16 protein-coding genes are annotated in these 17,051 nt (G+C 69.3%); 9 read left to right on the top strand and 7 right to left on the bottom strand.

Annotation, left to right across the window (positions count from 1 at the left end):
- Positions 1 to 538: 538 nt before the first annotated feature.
- Together DLJ53_RS02040 and DLJ53_RS02035 are read right to left on the bottom strand one after the other, a co-directional pair.
- Positions 539 to 961, bottom strand: a complete 423-nt coding sequence (locus DLJ53_RS02040) for a Crp/Fnr family transcriptional regulator (RefSeq protein WP_162408777.1) — start codon at positions 959 to 961, stop codon at positions 539 to 541.
- A 43-nt stretch (positions 962 to 1,004) separates the two neighbouring features.
- The gene (locus tag DLJ53_RS02035) at positions 1,005 to 1,703 is read right to left on the bottom strand and encodes a response regulator transcription factor (RefSeq protein WP_111341887.1); all 699 of its coding nucleotides are present in this window, start codon (positions 1,701 to 1,703) and stop codon (positions 1,005 to 1,007) included.
- Between the two features lie 246 nt (positions 1,704 to 1,949).
- Here DLJ53_RS02035 and DLJ53_RS02030 point away from each other — a divergent pair, with 246 nt between their 5' ends.
- Positions 1,950 to 2,435: a L,D-transpeptidase family protein gene (locus tag DLJ53_RS02030; protein WP_202912957.1), complete on the top strand. Its 486-nt coding sequence runs from the start codon at positions 1,950 to 1,952 to the stop codon at positions 2,433 to 2,435.
- Positions 2,432 to 3,289 (top strand): diaminopimelate epimerase, encoded by an 858-nt coding sequence (gene dapF / locus DLJ53_RS02025; RefSeq protein WP_111341885.1) that lies wholly within the window; start codon positions 2,432 to 2,434, stop codon positions 3,287 to 3,289. Before DLJ53_RS02030 ends, dapF begins: the two co-directional genes overlap by 4 nt.
- Before the next feature lie 78 nt (positions 3,290 to 3,367).
- Here dapF and DLJ53_RS02020 read toward each other — a convergent pair whose 3' ends face one another.
- Positions 3,368 to 4,210, bottom strand: a complete 843-nt coding sequence (locus tag DLJ53_RS02020; RefSeq protein WP_146619860.1) for a thermonuclease family protein — start codon at positions 4,208 to 4,210, stop codon at positions 3,368 to 3,370.
- A 14-nt stretch (positions 4,211 to 4,224) separates the two neighbouring features.
- Positions 4,225 to 4,602 carry a 50S ribosomal protein L19 gene (gene rplS, locus DLJ53_RS02015; protein ID WP_111341881.1) on the bottom strand — a complete coding sequence of 126 codons (378 nt, stop codon included), beginning with the start codon at positions 4,600 to 4,602 and terminating at the stop codon, positions 4,225 to 4,227.
- Positions 4,603 to 4,914: 312 nt separating this feature from the next.
- Between rplS and DLJ53_RS02010 the strand changes: the two genes are divergently transcribed.
- The gene (locus DLJ53_RS02010) at positions 4,915 to 5,364 is read left to right on the top strand and encodes an Hsp20 family protein (RefSeq protein WP_111341879.1); all 450 of its coding nucleotides are present in this window, start codon (positions 4,915 to 4,917) and stop codon (positions 5,362 to 5,364) included.
- A gap of 5 nt (positions 5,365 to 5,369) precedes the next feature.
- Positions 5,370 to 5,633, top strand: a complete 264-nt coding sequence (locus DLJ53_RS02005) for a BQ00720 family protein (protein WP_111341877.1) — start codon at positions 5,370 to 5,372, stop codon at positions 5,631 to 5,633.
- A 217-nt stretch (positions 5,634 to 5,850) separates the two neighbouring features.
- On the opposite strand, the gene DLJ53_RS02000 is transcribed toward DLJ53_RS02005, so the two are convergent.
- Complete coding sequence (locus DLJ53_RS02000) at positions 5,851 to 6,381, bottom strand: hypothetical protein (RefSeq protein WP_111341875.1); 531 nt, start codon at positions 6,379 to 6,381, stop codon at positions 5,851 to 5,853.
- 135 nt (positions 6,382 to 6,516) lie between these two features.
- Between DLJ53_RS02000 and DLJ53_RS01995 the strand changes: the two genes are divergently transcribed.
- From DLJ53_RS01995 to DLJ53_RS01980, 4 genes are all read left to right on the top strand, one after another.
- Positions 6,517 to 7,347 carry a sulfotransferase family 2 domain-containing protein gene (locus DLJ53_RS01995; RefSeq protein ID WP_162408775.1) on the top strand — a complete coding sequence of 277 codons (831 nt, stop codon included), beginning with the start codon at positions 6,517 to 6,519 and terminating at the stop codon, positions 7,345 to 7,347.
- 674 nt (positions 7,348 to 8,021) lie between these two features.
- Entirely contained in the window at positions 8,022 to 9,065 is a 1,044-nt protein-coding gene (locus tag DLJ53_RS01990) for an ABC transporter substrate-binding protein (RefSeq protein WP_244934982.1), read from the top strand.
- A gap of 114 nt (positions 9,066 to 9,179) precedes the next feature.
- Positions 9,180 to 10,211, top strand: coding sequence for an ABC transporter permease (locus DLJ53_RS01985; protein ID WP_111341871.1), 1,032 nt, complete (start codon positions 9,180 to 9,182; stop codon positions 10,209 to 10,211).
- A gap of 87 nt (positions 10,212 to 10,298) precedes the next feature.
- Positions 10,299 to 11,579: a quaternary amine ABC transporter ATP-binding protein gene (locus DLJ53_RS01980; protein WP_111341869.1), complete on the top strand. Its 1,281-nt coding sequence runs from the start codon at positions 10,299 to 10,301 to the stop codon at positions 11,577 to 11,579.
- 55 nt (positions 11,580 to 11,634) lie between these two features.
- On the opposite strand, the gene DLJ53_RS01975 is transcribed toward DLJ53_RS01980, so the two are convergent.
- Positions 11,635 to 12,051, bottom strand: a complete 417-nt coding sequence (locus tag DLJ53_RS01975; RefSeq protein ID WP_146619859.1) for a hypothetical protein — start codon at positions 12,049 to 12,051, stop codon at positions 11,635 to 11,637.
- Positions 12,052 to 12,302: 251 nt separating this feature from the next.
- Between DLJ53_RS01975 and DLJ53_RS01970 the strand changes: the two genes are divergently transcribed.
- Positions 12,303 to 13,898: an AMP-binding protein gene (locus tag DLJ53_RS01970; RefSeq protein ID WP_244934981.1), complete on the top strand. Its 1,596-nt coding sequence runs from the start codon at positions 12,303 to 12,305 to the stop codon at positions 13,896 to 13,898.
- Positions 13,899 to 14,090: 192 nt separating this feature from the next.
- Here the strand turns inward: DLJ53_RS01970 and DLJ53_RS36330 are convergent, their stop codons facing one another.
- Positions 14,091 to 16,952, bottom strand: coding sequence for a polyhydroxyalkanoate depolymerase (locus DLJ53_RS36330; RefSeq protein WP_202912956.1), 2,862 nt, complete (start codon positions 16,950 to 16,952; stop codon positions 14,091 to 14,093).
- Positions 16,953 to 17,051 lie beyond the last annotated feature (99 nt).

Genomic DNA, 17,051 nt, shown 5'->3' with positions numbered 1-17,051 from the left:
CCCTACCCCGCGAGGTTCCGAGACGCTAGGCCGCCCATCGCACGCCGTTGTTACCACGGCGACGTTGAACCGGGATGACGGTCATGGCTCGGACATCGTCACGATCGAAGGACCACGGCAAGGCCGCGAGAGTGAGTTAACTTCGCGGGCCCAAGATGCTGTGCTCCAGAGCACAGCAGGCAGACATAGGCAACCCGGTGCGACGCAGTCACCGTCGATTCGAAGATTTCCAATTCGACAAAGCATTGCTTTATGACGCTTTGAAGACAAGTAAACCCAGCCATCGATCTTGCGGGACACTCGTGTGAGCCGCGTCATCGGCGCGCATCTGCGCTTACGCCACCGATGAAAACGCACCGTCCTGCGGTACTCGCGAGGGTCTCGTCGCGCCGGACGGAAGGGGTGCGCAGCGCCATGGTGACCGACCGCGCTGGCACAGGGCTGGCGGACCGTGGCGACACGCGCTCACGGCGCCTGGAGGGGAGGACGCGGCCCGGCACGAGACATCCGGCCGGACGGGCAGGGCGGGCGCGGCCGGTCAGTCCCGCGAGGGCGGGTTACCGAAACGGTCGCGAAGCGCGTTGACGTCGTCGATCAGCGACATGGTCCGGCGCACCAGCTGCGCGCGCAGGTGCTGGGCGGCGTCCGGATACTCCTCCAGAATCCGCAGCATCTGCTCACGCGGCAGGGCGAGAATCTCGCAACTCGTCTGCGCGACGGCGCTCACGCTCCGCTGCATCGGAATGATGAGCGCCAACTCGTCGAGCAGATAGCCGACCCCGACCACCTTCGGCGGCCCGGCGTGGGATCCCGGAACGAGCCTGACCTGGCCGCCAAGGATCAGGACGGCACCTTCGGCATCGTCCCCCGCGTCGAAGAGGGCCTGCCTCGGCTTGAACGACCGCGGCAAGCTGCCGAACGCGAGGAGCTTCAGCGCCTCGTCGCCGAGAGGCTTCAGCATGGGCGCGTTCCGCATCACCGCCATGTGACGGGCGAGACTCACGTTAGGCGGTCACCGCCCGCGGCATGAGCTTGTAACCACCGGCCTCGGTCACCAGCAGCTCGGCGGAGGCGGGGTTCTTCTCGATCTTTTGGCGAAGGCGATAGATATGCGTCTCCAGCGTGTGGGTCGTGACCCCGGAGTTGTAGCCCCACACCTCGTGCAAGAGAACATCCCGAGTGACCGGTTTTTCGCCGGCACGATAGAGGTACTTGAGGATCGAGGTTTCCTTCTCCGTCAACCTGATCCGCCGACCGTCCGGCTCGAGCAGAATTTTGGCGGACGGTTTAAAGGAGTACGGACCGATTGCGAAGGTGGCGTCCTCGCTCTGGTCGAACTGCCGCAGGTGTGCCCGGATCCGCGCCAGCAGCACCGCGAAGCGGAACGGCTTGGTGACGTAGTCGTTCGCCCCGGCCTCGAGCCCCACGATGGTGTCGGCATCGGTGGTGTGCCCGGTCAGCATCACGACCGGCGCCTTGAAGCCGGCGTTGCGCATCAGCCGGACCGCCTCACGGCCGTCGAGATCGGGCAGCCCGACGTCGACGATCGCGAGCGCCACGTCCTCGGACTTGACGGCGGCCACGCCCTTCTGTGCGGTATCGGCGGTGATGACGGCGAACTCGTCGTAGAAGCCGATCTGTTCGCTCAGACCTTCGCGAAGGTCCTCGTCGTCGTCGATGATGAGGATTGTCCTCTTGTTCAACTGGCCCTCCCAGAGTGGTGTCGCGACCCCTAAGATAAGTGAACGGGCGAGAACCGCTTGTGTTGACGATCACGATTTTTGCCCGAGTCCGCCCCAAGTCGCTATACATCCGTGGCGTGAATTATCGTGAACAGTAATACCTTTCCGGTTATCCCCGGAACGCGCACCTGTCGCCGGCCCGGCCGGCGCACCGCCTGGCCCCGCCGGCCGGCGCTCGTCCGGCCGCGTCCGGGGCACCCGACGGAGGTGCTCGTCAACGTCGAGGGGCGGGTGATGCGGGCGGCCATGGGGCGCTCGGGGATCGGCACGCTGAAGCGGGAAGGCGACGGGGCGACGCCGCGTGGCCGGATGACGCCGCTGGCGGCGCTGACGCGCGGACGGGTTGTGACCGGCTACGCCGCGTTGCCGGTGCCCCACCGGGGGGTGCGGCCGGCCGACGGCTGGTGCGACGACGCCGGGAGCGGCCGGTACAACGCCTACGTCCGCCGGCCCTATGCCGGCTCGCACGAGGCGCTGCTGCGGGAGGACGGGCTCTATGACGTGGTCGTCGCGACGGACGACAACCAGCGGCCGCGCGTGCGCCGGCTGGGGTCGGCGATCTTCGTCCACATGGCCCGGCCGGCCATGACGCCGACGGAGGGGTGCCTTGCATTCCCCCGGGCCGCGTGGCAACGGGCAATCGTGCCGCTGGGACCCTATCTCATCGGCATCGAACCGAGACCACGCCGATGATCCCATTTCGCAAGATGAACGGCCTCGGCAATGACTTTGCCGTCGTCGACGCCCGGACCGAGCCCTTCACGCCCACCTCCGAGGAGGTGAAGGCGCTGGGGGACCGCGCGACCGGCATCGGCTTCGACCAGTTCATCATCATCGCCGAGCCGCCGGCGGGCGAGACGGCGCTGATGCGCATCATCAACGCCGACGGTGGAGAGGTGGAGTCCTGCGGCAACGCGGCCCGCTGCGTCGCGGCGATCCTGCTCGACGAGCGCTCCGAGCCGGAAGTGACCATCGCCTCCGCCGGGGGTCCGATGCGCGCGTGGCGCGCCGGCGGCGGCCGCATCTCGGTCGACATGGGAACGCCCCGCTTCGGCGCGGCCGACATTCCGCTCGCCGAAGGTGCTGGCGACCCGCAGGCGCTCGCCTTTTCCGAGCCGGAGCTCGCCGGCCTCGGCCCGGCGGCGTGCGCCAACGTCGGCAACCCGCACGCGGTCTTCTTCGTGCCGTCGATCGCGGCGGTCGACCTCGCCACGGTCGGGCCGATGCTGGAGCATCATCCCGTCTTCCCGGCCCGCGCCAACATCTCCTTCGTGGAGGTGCTGTCGCCGGGACACGTGCGGGCGGTGGTGCACGAGCGCGGGGTGGGGCCGACGCGGGCCTGCGGCACGGCCGCCTGCGCCATCGCCGCGGTCGGCCACCACATGGGCCGCCTCGCCGGGGAGGTGACGGTGGAGCTTCCCGGCGGGCCGCTCACCATCGGCCTGGAGGGCGGCCGCATCGTCATGACGGGCCCCTACGAGGTCGACTGGACCGGGATGCTCGGCGACGGCGTCTACACGCGCGACCCGGAGCCGATCAACGGCTGACCGCGCAGGCCCGGCCCCTCACGGCTGCCGGGCGATATTCCGGAAAATCGAGGGAAGGCGTGCGCCGCGGACGCGGCGTCAGCGTCCGTCGGCGCGGTAGAGGCCGCGCTGCGCCTCGACGGCGGCCTTGTGGAGCGCGACGTAGGCTTCCGGCGCCTCCGGCGTCGGGGCGGCCCAGCCCTGCTCGATCAGCCATTGCGACAGGTTGATGCCGGCGACCTCGCAGTCGGCGGCCCGGACCGGCTCGTCCGAGTTCCGGTCCAGCGGGACGCAGTCCAGCGCGCGGCGCTGCACGAGGCGGCGCATCGCGGTACGCGCCCGGGCGCCGCACGGCCAGGTCCCGCCGCTCGCACTCTGGCACGTCGCGTCGGCGGACGGGGCATCGACGTAGGGGAGGGTGATCTTGTGGGTGCGCGCGTCGACCACGCCCGCGCTCTCGATGACGACGAGCTTGAAGCGCTCGGGGCCGGGGCCGCGCTTGGCCTGCGGCGGCATCACGTCCGGCCGCTCCTCGCGCACCAGTGGGCCGGTCGGGCGGGGCGCGGCTATGCCTGCGCCCTCCACGTACCTCACGCCGCCGCCGGCGTTGCGTGCGGCGGCCTCCGCCGTCGGCGCTGCGGGCGCCGTCGACCTGTCGACCGGGGCGTCGGGCACGGTGACGCGCGGGGCGACGACGATCGGGCCGTCCTCGCCCCGCCGGTCAGCCGAGTCCGCAGCCGCCGACGTCGCCTCGCGGATGGAGGCGCGGCCGGGGAGATCCTCCAGCGATTCCATCGCGAACAGCCAAAAGCCGCCGCACATCAGTACGGCGGCGACAAAAACGCCGAGGGGCAGGATGAGCCCGCGGGTGGAGCGGGCACTGCGCTGGCTGCGGCGGGACCTGTAGCGCGGAGCCGGGGGCGGTGGGAAATCCCGTCGCACCTCGGAGCCGGGCTTCAGGCGTTCGCGGCGCGCTTCTCTTTGCGCTCGGCGATACGGGCAGCCTTACCCGTGCGGCCACGCAGGTAGTAGAGCTTCGCGCGGCGGACCTTGCCGCGGCGCACGACCTCGACCGACTCCAGCATCGGCGAGAAGATCGGGAAGACACGCTCCACGCCCTCACCGTAGGACAGCTTGCGCACGGTGAAGCTCTCGTTGAGGCCCGCGCCGGAACGCGCGATGCACACGCCTTCGTAAGCCTGCACGCGGGTGCGGGTGCCCTCAGTCACGCGCACGTTGACGCGGACGGTGTCGCCGGCCTGGAACGGGGGAAGCTTGCGCTTCTCCTCGATGGCGGCCATCTGCTCGCGATTGAGCTCGTCGATGATGTTCATGTCGTCGTGTTCCCGTCGCGCCGCGGAGGCGGCGCGCTGAAATTCATATCGCCCGAAGGATTGCCAGAGGGCGTCAATAGTGACTCCAAATGGCTTTGTCGAGGGATGATTGCAATCAACCGTCATCCAAAAACGCGGCGCGGGGTGCGTTCCGGATGTCCGGGGCTGACGCGAAGCCGCTTCAAGACGCCGCGATGTCGCGGCGCGCAAGCCTCCCGCCTCCTTGCGTATGCACGTTTTAACGCCAAATATCCACACTGAAGGAACGCCGCACGGGTTCCTTCGCCGGTCGCTTGTCGCAAGGACTGATGGATGACACGTATGACACCGCTGTCGAGCCCGTTGTTGCTCGGGTTTGAAGATATCGAGCGCGTCTTGGATCGCGTGACGAAGAGCGGGAGCGATGGCTACCCGCCGTACAATATCGAGCGAATCAAAAGCAATAAGGGCGATCTTCTGCGGATCACGCTGGCTGTGGCCGGGTTTACGCGCGATCAGCTCTCGGTGACGGTGGAGGACAACCAGCTGGTGATCCGCGGGGCGCAGTCGCCCGAGGCGGATCGGGACCGGCACTTCCTTCACCGCGGCATAGCGGCCCGGCAATTCCAACGGGCGTTCGTGCTTGCGGAGGGGATCGAAATCCTCAGCGCCGCGTTGGCCGATGGCCTCCTCGCCATCGACCTCGTACGGCCGGAACCGGAGCGGACCGTTCGGACCATCGAGATCAGCGCTAGCGAGCAAGCGCTTGAACCCAGGAGTTGAGTACGATGCGTGACACCCATGAGAACCAGGCGCGCAACATCAGCCCGCAAACGCTGGCGTCGCTCGGTACAGGCCACGTGGCCTACGTTCGGAGCTTCCTGTCGGAGGAAGTGAACGAGATCTTCCCTCAAGCGCCGTCCATGGCGCCGGGTCAGAGGCTGTGGGCGCTTCTGTCGGCGGACGGCACCCCGATCGTCCTCGCGGACACCGCCCAGGCGGTGATCGCCAACGCGGTCGAGAACAACCTCACCACGGTGAGCCTCCACTAAGCGCCGAGGCGGCGCGAAGCGAAGGACCGGCGGCCGACGACCGAACCTGGATGGCGGTGCCGTCCAGGTGCCGAAGGACGCCGCCGGCCCTCGACCAGACGGCCCGCCCGGCGGGCGCTATGACGACGACCTCCCGCAAACCGGCGGCGCGACCGCCGGCCGGCCCGGTGGCCCGGGCCGGGAGCCGCATGCGCCGCAGTCGTCGAGCGGGGGAGCCTCAGTAGTCGAGCGGTGGCTCGTGGGCTCCGCCGAGGGGGCTCGGCGTCGCCGAACGGTGAGCCCAGTTGAACACCGCGAAGATGACCGCGATCGCCGCGACGCCGATGCCGACATAGGTGTCGAACTCGGTGATCCAGCGCGGGTCGAACAGCGACTCGTTCAGCACCATTTCCCCGATCGCCAGTGCGAGGAGGAGGAGCGACGCCACCAGCTTGCGCAGCACGCCGGCGTCCCACGACATGAACCCGACCACGGAGGTCGCGACGAAGACGCCCGCCAGTCCGACGCCGCCGCCCGCCCCCGCGCCGAGGATCGGCCCCGGGAAGGCTGCGACGAAGGGCGCCAGCAAGGCGTAGCGGATCGCCATCATCACCAGCAGCAGCGCCGGCAGGCCCACCTCGACGATCCGGTTGAACGTGAGCGGGCGGCGGCGCCGCCACAGCGCGATCGAGGCGATCGCTATGGCGAACGGCAGGCCGACGAGGGAATCCACCCGGGCCAGGGCGATGAAGGGGTCGAAGAAGTTCACGTGCGAGGCAGCCTCGTTTGATCGTCAAGGCGAATCCGCGGCAAACCTGATGCGGGCTTGCGGGAGGGGCCGAGCATGGACAATGTGCGTCTGCCATCGCACTACACAAGTCAGCGCGTCAAAGTCAGTGGGTTCATGCTCTTCAGGCCATCCAAACTGCCGGACAGTGTTCGTATCCGTCCGCCGCTCTACGACCCTTCGTTTCCGTATATCGTTTTCTGGAGCCAGAAGTCGGGCTGTACCACCGTCGTAAAGTGGTTCTTCGCCCAGCTCGGCCTCCTGGACGAGGCCCTGGCCTATTCCAACTGGATTCATGACTACGAAGGTCAGGTTTTCAAGAAGCGCAAGTTCTACAAGCGGGAGGTGGCGGAAGCGCTGAGGTCCGGCACGCACAAGGCCGTCAAGGTCGTGCGCGATCCGATGGCCCGGGCGCCGAGCTCGTTCCTCGTCCTCGCCGAGCGCGGCGCCATCCTCGAGCGGCGGCACCACTGGGCCCAGGACCACTGGACCCTCGTCAACGACTGGCTCGCCGAGCGCGGCAGACCGGTCGAGCCCGGACTCACCTTCCTCGACCATCTGGAGATGGTGAGGGAGTTCGAGGCGAAGGAGGCGCACTCCATCAACCAGCACATCTCGCCGCAGTATGTCGCCGGGGAGGAGGAGTTCCTGAACGAGGTCATCCCGATCGAGCGGTTCGCCGACTGGGCGACCGGGATCGCCGGGACCGACGGCATCAAGGACGTGGACATGAACGCCCTCGGCGAGTCCCGCCACCACCACCAGGTGACGGAGCGGCGCACGAAGATGTTCGCCGAGAACGCCGAGACGATCCCGATCGAGCGCGGCGCGTTCGCCAACGGCAAGTTCCCGTCGTCGAAGGTGTTCATCAACGAGCGCACGCAGCCGATCATCCGCGACACCTACAAGGTCGACTTCGACAATTACGGCCACCTCTACGGGCACTGATCGCGGCCGTCGGGCCGACCGCGCCCGGCACAATCGCCCGGCCTTCGCGCCGGTCGGCCCGACGTCGGCCGGGCCGCCGCTCGCCGAGCCGTGACGGCCGCACTCGGCCGAAGCTCCCGATTCCTCCCCTGATCTGGCATGCCACCGGGGCCGGCGCTCGCCGTGTGCGGGCGGCCGCTCCCGTGAGCGCGCGCAGGGTCGTCCGCCGGCCGGACCTCAGTTCTTGGCCGATCGGTCCGAAGTCTGCCGCCGCGGCGCCGTGCGGCGTCCTCCAGAGATCCCGTTTCACCTAATCCTTGTATTTCTGTAGAATTAAGCCAGTCCGATGCGGAGATGGTTTCTATTGCTTGCGGCGGGACCTCATGCGGCGTGCATTGGGAACGATTTGATCCCCTTTTCGCAATCTTCAGCCTCACGGCTATAGCCATGTATCGCCGGCATTATCCGCCCGTGAACGAATTTGGCGGAATTGCGACTTTACAGAACTGACGCCCACCCTATAGTTTGAGCAACAGAGCTTGCACCGACCCCGCGTTTTGATCCGCCGGGGTCGTGTTGACGCATGGAATATGTCCGTCTGTTCGGAGTGAGTTTGGGCGCCGGGAGGATGGCGCAGGCTCGAGGTCGGCTCGGGCCGTCCGGATGACGGACGCCAAACGAGGGAGACAACGGCTTTGAAGAATTTTGTGCTCGCGGCGGGCCTTCTGGCGGCGCCTGCGCTCGCGCTGGTGACACCCACCGCGGCCATGGCGCAGGACGACTGCGACGGGCTCGGCCGTCCGGTGGTCTTCGCCGGCCTCGACTGGGACTCCAACTCCTTCAACAACGGCATCGCCGCCTACATCCTGGAGAACGGGTACGGCTGCGACACCGAGTCGATCCCCGGGTCGACGATCCCGTTGCTCAACGGCATGATCCGCGGCGACATCGACGTCACGATGGAGATGTGGATCCCCAACGTGAAGGACGCGTGGGACAAGGCCGCCGCCGACGGCGCTGTCGCCGAGGTCGGCACCAGCTACCCGGACGCCACCCAGGCCTGGTACGTGCCGAAGTTCATGGTCGAGGGTGACGACGCCCCCGCCGCCGGCCTCAAGTCGGTCGCCGACCTGCCGAAGTTCAAGGACGAGTTCGAGGATCCCGAGGAGCCGGGCAAGGGCCGCTTCTACAACTGCATCCTCGGCTGGGGCTGCGAGGTGCTCAACACCAAGAAGCTGCGCGCCTACGGCCTGACCGAGGACTACACCAACTTCCGTCCCGGCACGGGCGGCGCCCTCGCGAGCGCCATCGAGTCGGCGGTCCTGCGCAAGAAGCCGATCCTGTTCTACTACTGGGGCCCGACCTGGGTGCTCGGCAAGGTGGGCGATCAGGTCGTCCAGCTGGACGAGCCGGCCTACGACGAGGCCGAGTGGACCGCGCTCGGCGACCTCGCCGTCGAGGACGTGACCGCCGACACCCCGGCGACCGCCTACCCGACCATCTCCGTCTCGATCGCCGTCAACACCGACTTCCAGGAGGCCGCGCCGTCGCTGGTCGACTTCCTCAGCAAGTACGAGCTCGACGCGCAGACCATCTCCAAGGGCCTCGCCTACATGCAGGACGAGTCCGCGACCGCCGACGAGGCGGCCGAGTGGTGGATGAAGAACAACGTCGAGACCTGGAAGGCCTGGGTTCCCGAGGAAATCGCCGCCAAGGTCGAGTCCTCGCTGAGCTCCTGACGTCCGGCGGCGGACGGGTCGTCTCCCCCGTCCGCCTCGTCCGCCCGGAGCCTGGCCCCGCGCCGGCCACCGGGCGGTTCCGACGCACAAGCTGCCACAACATGACGGAACCGCATGTCTGATCTCTGGCTGGGCTGGCCGACAGAAATTCTGATCCTCCTCATCGCGGTCGTCGTCGGCGTCTTCGTGGACCGGGCGACGGCCAACCGCGCCACGGCCGTCGCCGCCGGTGCCGGCACGTTCATCGTCATCCAGCTCCTCGGCTCGCTGTCGCTCGACACCCTCTTCTTCGACGGCGACGTCGGCCGCAGCATCCGCGGTGCCACGAACGACTTCATCGAGTGGCTCGTCATCAACTACGGCAACGTGTTCGAGGCCATCTCCGACCCGGTGCTCAAGGCCCTCGTCTGGCTCGAGCACCTGCTCCGCGACGCGCCGGTTCCCGTGGTCCTCTTCGTCGTCGGCATCCTCGGCTACGTCGCCTCGCACCGCCTCACCCTCGCCGTCGGCATGGCGGTGGCGCTGTGGTTCGTCGGCATGCTCGGCCTCTGGGAGCAGGCGATGCAGACGGTCGCGATCATGCTCGTCTCCGTCGCGATCGCGATCATCATCGGCATCCCCGTCGGCGTCCTCAACGCCCGGTCGGACACCGCACGGTCGTTCATCAACCCGGTGCTCGACCTGATGCAGACGATCCCGAGCTTCGTCTACCTGATCCCGGCGCTGATGCTGTTCGGCCTCGGCAACGTCTCCGCGGTGCTCGCCACCGTGATCTACGCGACGCCGCCGCTGATCCGCCTGACCGACCTCGGCATCCGTTACGTGGACCGCGAGGTGGTGGAGGCGAGCCGCGCCTTCGGTGCCACCCGCTGGCAGATGCTGACGGGCGTGCAGATCCCGCTCGCCATGCCCTCCATCATGCAGGGTATCAACCAGACCGTCATGATGGCCCTTGCCATGGTGGTGATCGGCTCGATGATCGGCGCGCGCGGCGTCGGCCAGACCGTCCTCGTCGGCCTGCAGCGCAACGACGCCGGGCAGGGACTGATCGGTGGCATCGCCATCGTGATGCTCGCCATCGTGTTCGACCGCATCAGCCAGGCGGCCGGCGCGCGCGCCCAGAAGCACCGCACCGTTGCGCACTGAGACCGCGATGCGCCCGCCGCACGACGCCCACCCCGCCGCGACCCGCCCCGGCGGTGCGGTGCGCCCCCGCGCGCTGAGGATCACCGAATGTCTCTGATCGAAGTCAAGAACGTCACCAAGATCTTCGGCCCGCACCCCAAGGAGGCGCTGGAGCAGTACCGCGCCGGCCTGTCCAAGGAGGAGCTGCTGGCGCAGACCGGGCACACGCTCGGCCTCTCGGACGTGTCGCTCACCATCGAGAAGGGCGAGATCTTCGTCATCATGGGCCTGTCGGGGTCCGGCAAGTCCACCCTGATCCGCCATTTCAACCGCCTCATCGACCCGACGGACGGGCATATCCTCGTGAACGGCGAGGACGTCGTCACGATGTCCGGGCGCGAGCTCGAGCAGTTCCGCCGCACCAAGATGTCGATGGTCTTCCAGCGCTTCGGCCTGATGCCGCACCGCACCGTCCTGCAGAACGTTGCCTACGGCCTGCGCGTCCGCGGCGTCTCGCGCGCCGAGCGCGAGGAGAAGGCGATGGAGTGGATCGAGCGCGTCGGCCTCGCGGGCTACGAGGCGCAGTACCCGACGCAGCTCTCCGGCGGCATGCAGCAGCGCGTCGGCCTCGCCCGCGCGCTCGCGACCGACGCCGAGATCCTGCTGATGGACGAGGCGTTCTCCGCCCTCGACCCCCTGATCCGCAGCCAGATGCAGGACCAGCTGATCGAGCTGCAGTCCGAGCTCGGCAAGACAATCGTCTTCATCACCCACGACCTCGACGAGGCGCTCCGCATCGGCGACCACATCGCGATCCTCAAGGACGGCCGCCTCAGCCAGGTCGGGACCCCGCCGGAGATCCTGCTGCGCCCGGCCGACGACTACGTGACGGACTTCGTGCGCGACGTGAACCGCGCCCGCGTCCTCACCGTCGAGACGGTGATGAAGCCGCCGAAGATGCGCCTCACCGGCGAGAACATCGACCACGCGCTGGAGGAGATGCGGCGCACCGGCGTCACGTACGGCTACGTCGTCGAGGACGAGCGGTTCCGCGGCGTCGCCACGCAGGAGAGCCTGGAGGCCGCGCTGTCCTCGCAGGACAACCGCAACCTCTACGAAATCGCCGAGGAGGGGCCGACCCTGTCCGCCGCCGACGCGCTGGAGGCCGCGCTCCCGGCCGCCCTCGAGGCCGTCTACCCGCTCCCGGTGGTCGACGAGGAGGGCAAGCTCATGGGCATCGTCTCGCCGAGCGAGATGTCCTCGGCCCTGACGCCGCCGAAGTCGCCGTCGCCTGCGGAGCCCGCGAACGACACCGGGGAGCCGACGCCGGCCGGCCGCGCCGTGGGCGAGGCGGGCACGCTGCCCGAGAAGGAGAAGCTCGAAGGCTGACCGCCGGCGCCTCGCTTCGCCTCGGCCGCCGCCGCGCCCGCTCGGTCGAAGCGGCTCAGTTGAAGCGGAGCGTGTCGTCCCGGTAGCCGGTGACGCGGCAGCCCGAGTCGCGCACCGGCGCCTTGCCCCACAGGATGATCTCCGCGTGGAGCTCGCCCTCCACCGGGTATCCGGCCGGCGGGCAGCCGCCGCGGAAGACGTAGGCGGTGCCGGCCAGAGGGGTCGCCTCCTCGCCCGGCCGGCCCGGCTGGAAGCGCCCACGGAACAGGACCGTCCCCGGCGCCACGCCGGCCTGGCGCAGTCCCGGCCTCGGCCCGGCGTAGGTGATCGTCATCTCGCCGCGGCACACCGTGACGTCCATGACCGAGCCGTTATGGTCGTACTGCTCGGTCCCGCAGGTGTCCTGCGCATGGGCCGTCGCCGCGCTCCAGGCGAAGCCGAGCGCGGCCAGCGCCATAATCATCCGCCTCACCGGCCATAACCTCCCGAAGTGCGCGCCCGTCGCCGAGCCGTTGATCTCAAAGACTTATTCCATCTTCGGTACGATGTGTCCAAGCTTTGAAACACGATGCCGTGTCAATGTATTTTCCAGTTCTCATTGATAAAGCGGATGGTGATGTTATTCGATTGAGCAATACGCTCAGATCTAATACGAATCCCGCGGTTCAAACGGGAAACGGGACGACGCGGACTGTTCCGCCGGACCGGAGTAGGAGAGTATCCGTGACGAACCTGACCAGCTTCGACACCTATGCGTCCGCGCGTGCCGGCTTCCGGTGGCCGACGCCTGACCGGTACAATATCGCGACCGTCGCCTGCGACGTCTGGGCCGGGAGCGCGCCCGAGCGCACCGCGCTCGTCTTTGCCGACGCGCGCGGCGCCCCGAGCCCCGTGAGCTACAAGGAGCTGGCGCGCGCGGTGAACCGGATGGCGAACGCGTTCGTCCACCTCGGCGTGGGGCGCGGCGACCGGGTCGCGATCCAGCTCGGCCAGCGGATCGAGACGGTGGCGGCGCACCTCGCGGCCTACAAGCTGGGTGCGATCGCGGTGCCGATGGCGATGCTGTTCGGCACCGAGGCGCTCGGCTACCGATTGACCGCCTCCGGTGCCAGGCTGCTCGTCACGACGGAAGAAGGCGCGGCGAAGGCGCCGCCGACGCAGGCTGTCGTCGCGACGGTCGACGGGCCATCGGGCGAAGCGGACCTCGCCGCGCTGATGGCCCGCGCCAGCGACCGCTGCGATCCCGCGGCGACGGGGCCGGACGATCCGGCCCTCATCATCTTCACCTCGGGCACGACCGGTCCGCCGAAGGGCGCGGTCCACGGGCACCGCGTGCTCCTCGGCCACATGCCGGGGGTGCAGATGTACCAGGACCTCCTGCCCCGGCCCGGCGACTGCTTCTGGACGCCGGCGGACTGGGCGTGGGCCGGCGGGCTCCTCAACGTGCTCCTCCCCTCGCTCGCCATGGGCGTGCCGGTGGTGGCGCAGCGTGCGGCGCGGTTCGACCCGCAGGAGTCGCTCGACTGGGCGGCGTCGGCCGGCGTGCGAAACGCCTTCATCCCGCCGACGGCGCTCCGGATGATGCGCGACACGCGGCCCGGGCTCACGCTTCGCTCCGCCGGGTCGGCCGGCGAGCCGCTCGGCGCAGAGACCTTCCTGTGGGCGCGCGAGCATCTCGGCGTCACCATCAATGAGGCCTACGGGCAGACCGAGTGCAATCTGGTGCTGGCGAGTTGCGCCGGCTGGGGCGTCGCCGCGCCCGGCGTGATCGGCCGTCCGGTCCCGGGGCACACGGTGGCCATCGTCGACGAGGACGGCATCCCGCTCCCCGACGGCGTGCAGGGTACCATCGCGGTCGCCGCGCCCGATCCGGTGATGTTCCTCGGCTACTGGAACGACGAGGAAGCGACCGCGGCGAAGTTCCGCGGGGAGTGGCTGATGACCGGGGACCAGGGCATCGCGGGGCCCGACGGCGTGACGTTCGTCGGCCGCGACGACGACCTCATCAACTCGGCCGGCTACCGCATCGGCCCGGGCGAGATCGAGGACTGCCTCGCCGGCCATCCCGACGTGGAGCTCTCGGCCGTGGTCGGTCGGCCCGACGCGCTGCGCGGGGAGATCGTGGTCGCATTCGTGAAGCTGCGCCCGGGGGCAGCCCGTGACGCGGCGCAGGAGAAGGCGCTCAAGGCGTTCGTCCGTGGTCGCCTCTCGGCGCACTTCTACCCACGCGAGATCATGTTCGTGGACGACATCCCGCTGACGACGTCCGGCAAGGTCATCCGCCGCGCGTTCCGCAGCGAGTTGGCCGGCACAGCCTGACCCCCGACCGCTCCGGCTGACCCGACGCGCCTTGCCGGGAGACCAGCTCCCATCGGCGCGCCACGCCGGGTATCCGGCTCATCGGGAAGCGTCACGCGGTCAGCCCGGCGCGCGGGGCACGCCATGCCGGGTGCCCGGCGGGCTTGGGCGCGCCGGGGTTGTCGTGCGGTTCGGGGGCGCGGCGGGGCGCGGCTACTTGTCCTTGCGCGGCGGCGTTTTCGGGCCCGCGGTGTCGGTTCCCTTCGCCGGCGCGCGCTTCACGGCCGCAGGCTTCGCGTTGCGCTTTGCGGGCGCGGCCTTCGGCTGGGCGGGCTTCGCCACTCCCGCCTTCGCCGGGGCCGGTGCCGCGGCGGCAGGGGCCGCCGGCGTCGCCTTCGGCGCAGGGGCCTTGGCCGGGGCCGCACTGGCTGCGGGCGCCTTGGCGGGCACGGGTTTGGACTGACCGGGCTTGGCCTGAGCGGGTTTGGGTTGGGCGAGCTTGGGTGCCGCCGCCTTCACGGGCTTCGCCTTGGCGGGAGGGGCCTTCGCGACCGCCGGAACCGGTGTCGCCGCTTCGGCCTCGGGGGCCGGCGTGGGTGCCGGCTCGGCGGCCCGCGGCTGCGATGCCGCCGGTGCCGTCGCGTCCGGCGCAGGTTCGGCTTTTGCTGCCTCGGGTGCCGCAGGTGCCGGCGCCGTGGCCGGGGCGGCCGTCACGGCGGTGCTATCGGCTGCGGGCTTGGCGGCCGCCTTCTGGTTAGCGGGCTTGGCCGGAGCGCTTTTGGCCGGCGTCGGGGCGGGGACCGACTTCGACACCGCCGCTGCCGCCGGGGCGGCCTTCGCGCGGGGTCCCTTGGGGGCGGCCGGCTTCGGGGTCAGCGCCGCTTCCGGAGCCGCTTCGACCGGCTTCGCGGCTTCGGCGGGAACGTCGGGGGTCTGGGCCACCGGCTCGGCGGGCTTCGCCTTGCTCTCGGCGCTGCCCGGAGCGGTCGCTTCTCCGGTCGCGGTCCCGGTCCCGGTCCCGGGCGCGGCCACTGCCTCGGCGGTTTCCGGCGCGGCGTCCACGAGGTCCTCGGCGGGCGTGGCGGCGGTGTCCGCCGCGGCCTTGGCCGTCTCGGCCGTGGCCTCGGTCACGTCCGCCGCAGCGTCGGCGGCCTTTTCTTCCGTCTCCGCGACGACCTCGGCCGCGTCCACGACGGTTTCGCCGGCCGGGGCCGCGATCGTGTCGCTCGCCGGAGCCGCGACAGCCTCGGCCGGAGCCTCGGTGACCGCCGCGGCGGTTTCGGCGAGCGTCTCGGCCGATTCCTCGAGGGCCTCGGCGGCCTCCTCGGCTGTGGCGGCGACGATGTCGGCGAACTCGGTGACGTTCGCGATGTCGGACGGGGTCAGCCGTGTCATGTCATGCGCGGACCGGGCCAGTGCCTCGGTCGCCTGCATGATCGAACCGGCGAGCGTCTCGGCCATGCCCTGGCTGACGTTGCTGGCGCGCTCCGTCGCGTCCACGGCCGCCTCAAATGCGGCGGTGGTGCTGGAGATCGTCGCCTCGACGGCGGCGGACATCGCGTCGGCGGTATCGGCCGCGACGCCGGCGGACTGCTCGAACGGGCGGTGCAGCATCCGCGTGGCCTTGTCCATCGTGGCCGGCAGATGGGTGAGGTCGGAGTTGACCTCCATGTGGTCCGAGCCGACGCCGAAGCTGCGCGCGGCGGCCTGCGCGGCCACCGGGGCGTGCGCGGGCAGCTTTACCTTGCGGCGCGCCGGCTGCCTCACGTCGACCTTCGCCTCCTGGATCATCGCCTCGACGAGATCCGGGGTGATGCCGGCGTTGTACGCCGGGAAGGCGCCCGCGTCGGGGCCGTTCCAGCGGTAGACGAACTCGACGATCCGGGGCGCGATATCCTTGCGGAAGCGCGAGCCGTTGAAGACGCCGTAGTGGCCGACGCTCGGCTGCTCGTGGTGCTGGTGGCGCTCGGCCGGGAGGTTCGGCGTCATCCGGTGCGCGGCGCGGGTCTGGCCGATGCCGGAGATGTCGTCCTTCTCGCCCTCGACGGTGAAGAGCGGGGTCCTCGCGATCACGTTCGGCTCGACCTTGCGGCCGCGGTGCTCCATCTCGCCGCGCGGCAGGAGCTGGCGCAGGAACACGTAGTCCACCGTCTCGAGGTAGAACTCGGCGGTGAGATCCATGACGGAGAGGTACTCGTCGTAGAAGTCGCGGTGCTTGTCGGCGCTGTCGCCGTCGCCTTCGACGAGGTGGTCGAAATAGTCGTAGTGGGCGGCGAGGTGCCGGTCGAGGTTCATGGTCATGAACCCGGTGAGCTGCAGGAAGCCCGGGTAGACCGGCCGCATGAAGCCCGGATGCGGCAGCGGCACCGTCATGACGACGTTGCGGCGGAACCAGTCGAGATCGTGGTTGGCGGCGTAGGTGTTGACCTCGGTCGGGCTCTCTCGCGTGTCGAGCGGGCCGCCCATCATGGTGACGGACTTCGGGCTCGGACTGCCGTCCTGCTCCATCAGCGAGACGGCGACGAACACCGGCACGGTCGGCTGGCAGACCGCGACGAGGTGCACGTTACCGCCGAAATGCTGAGTGATCTCGGAGACGTAGTCGACGTAGTCGGCGAAGTCGAAGGTGCCGGCCGAGAGGGGGACCATGCGCGCGTCGGCCCAGTCGGTGATGTAGACGTCGAAGTGCGGCAGCAGCGCCTCGACGGTGCCGCGCAGGAGCGTGGCGTAGTGACCCGACATCGGCGCGACGATGACGACGTGGGGCTGTTGCGGCGTGCCCTCGGGGAGCTCGCGCCTGAAGTGAATGAGCTTGCAGAACGCCCGCTCCCAGACGATCTCCTCGGTGACGCTGCAGCGCATCCCGTTGACGTCGGTGTGGGTAAGGCCGAATTCGGGTTTGGCGTACCGGCGGGTGATCCGCTCGAACACGTCGGTCGCCGCGGCAATCTGCCGGCCGAACTGGGTATACGTGAGGGGGTTGAGCGGGTTCTTGTAGTAGAGCCGAACGGCGTCGTTGAGCGCGCGGGCGGGACTGAGGATAGCGTGGTTCAGCTCATAGAGTTGGTAATACATAGAACCTCGAACGTGTTGTGGCGCCGCGACCAGCCACCGCGCATGCTGCACCGCAACATATCGCCCTCATGAGGCGTTTTGGCAAGTTTGACCAAAGTG

Origin of the sequence: Acuticoccus sediminis (genome assembly GCF_003258595.1) — a bacterium.
Lineage (GTDB): Bacteria > Pseudomonadota > Alphaproteobacteria > Rhizobiales > Amorphaceae > Acuticoccus > Acuticoccus sediminis.
This window is presented reverse-complemented; position numbering and strand designations above follow the sequence as displayed.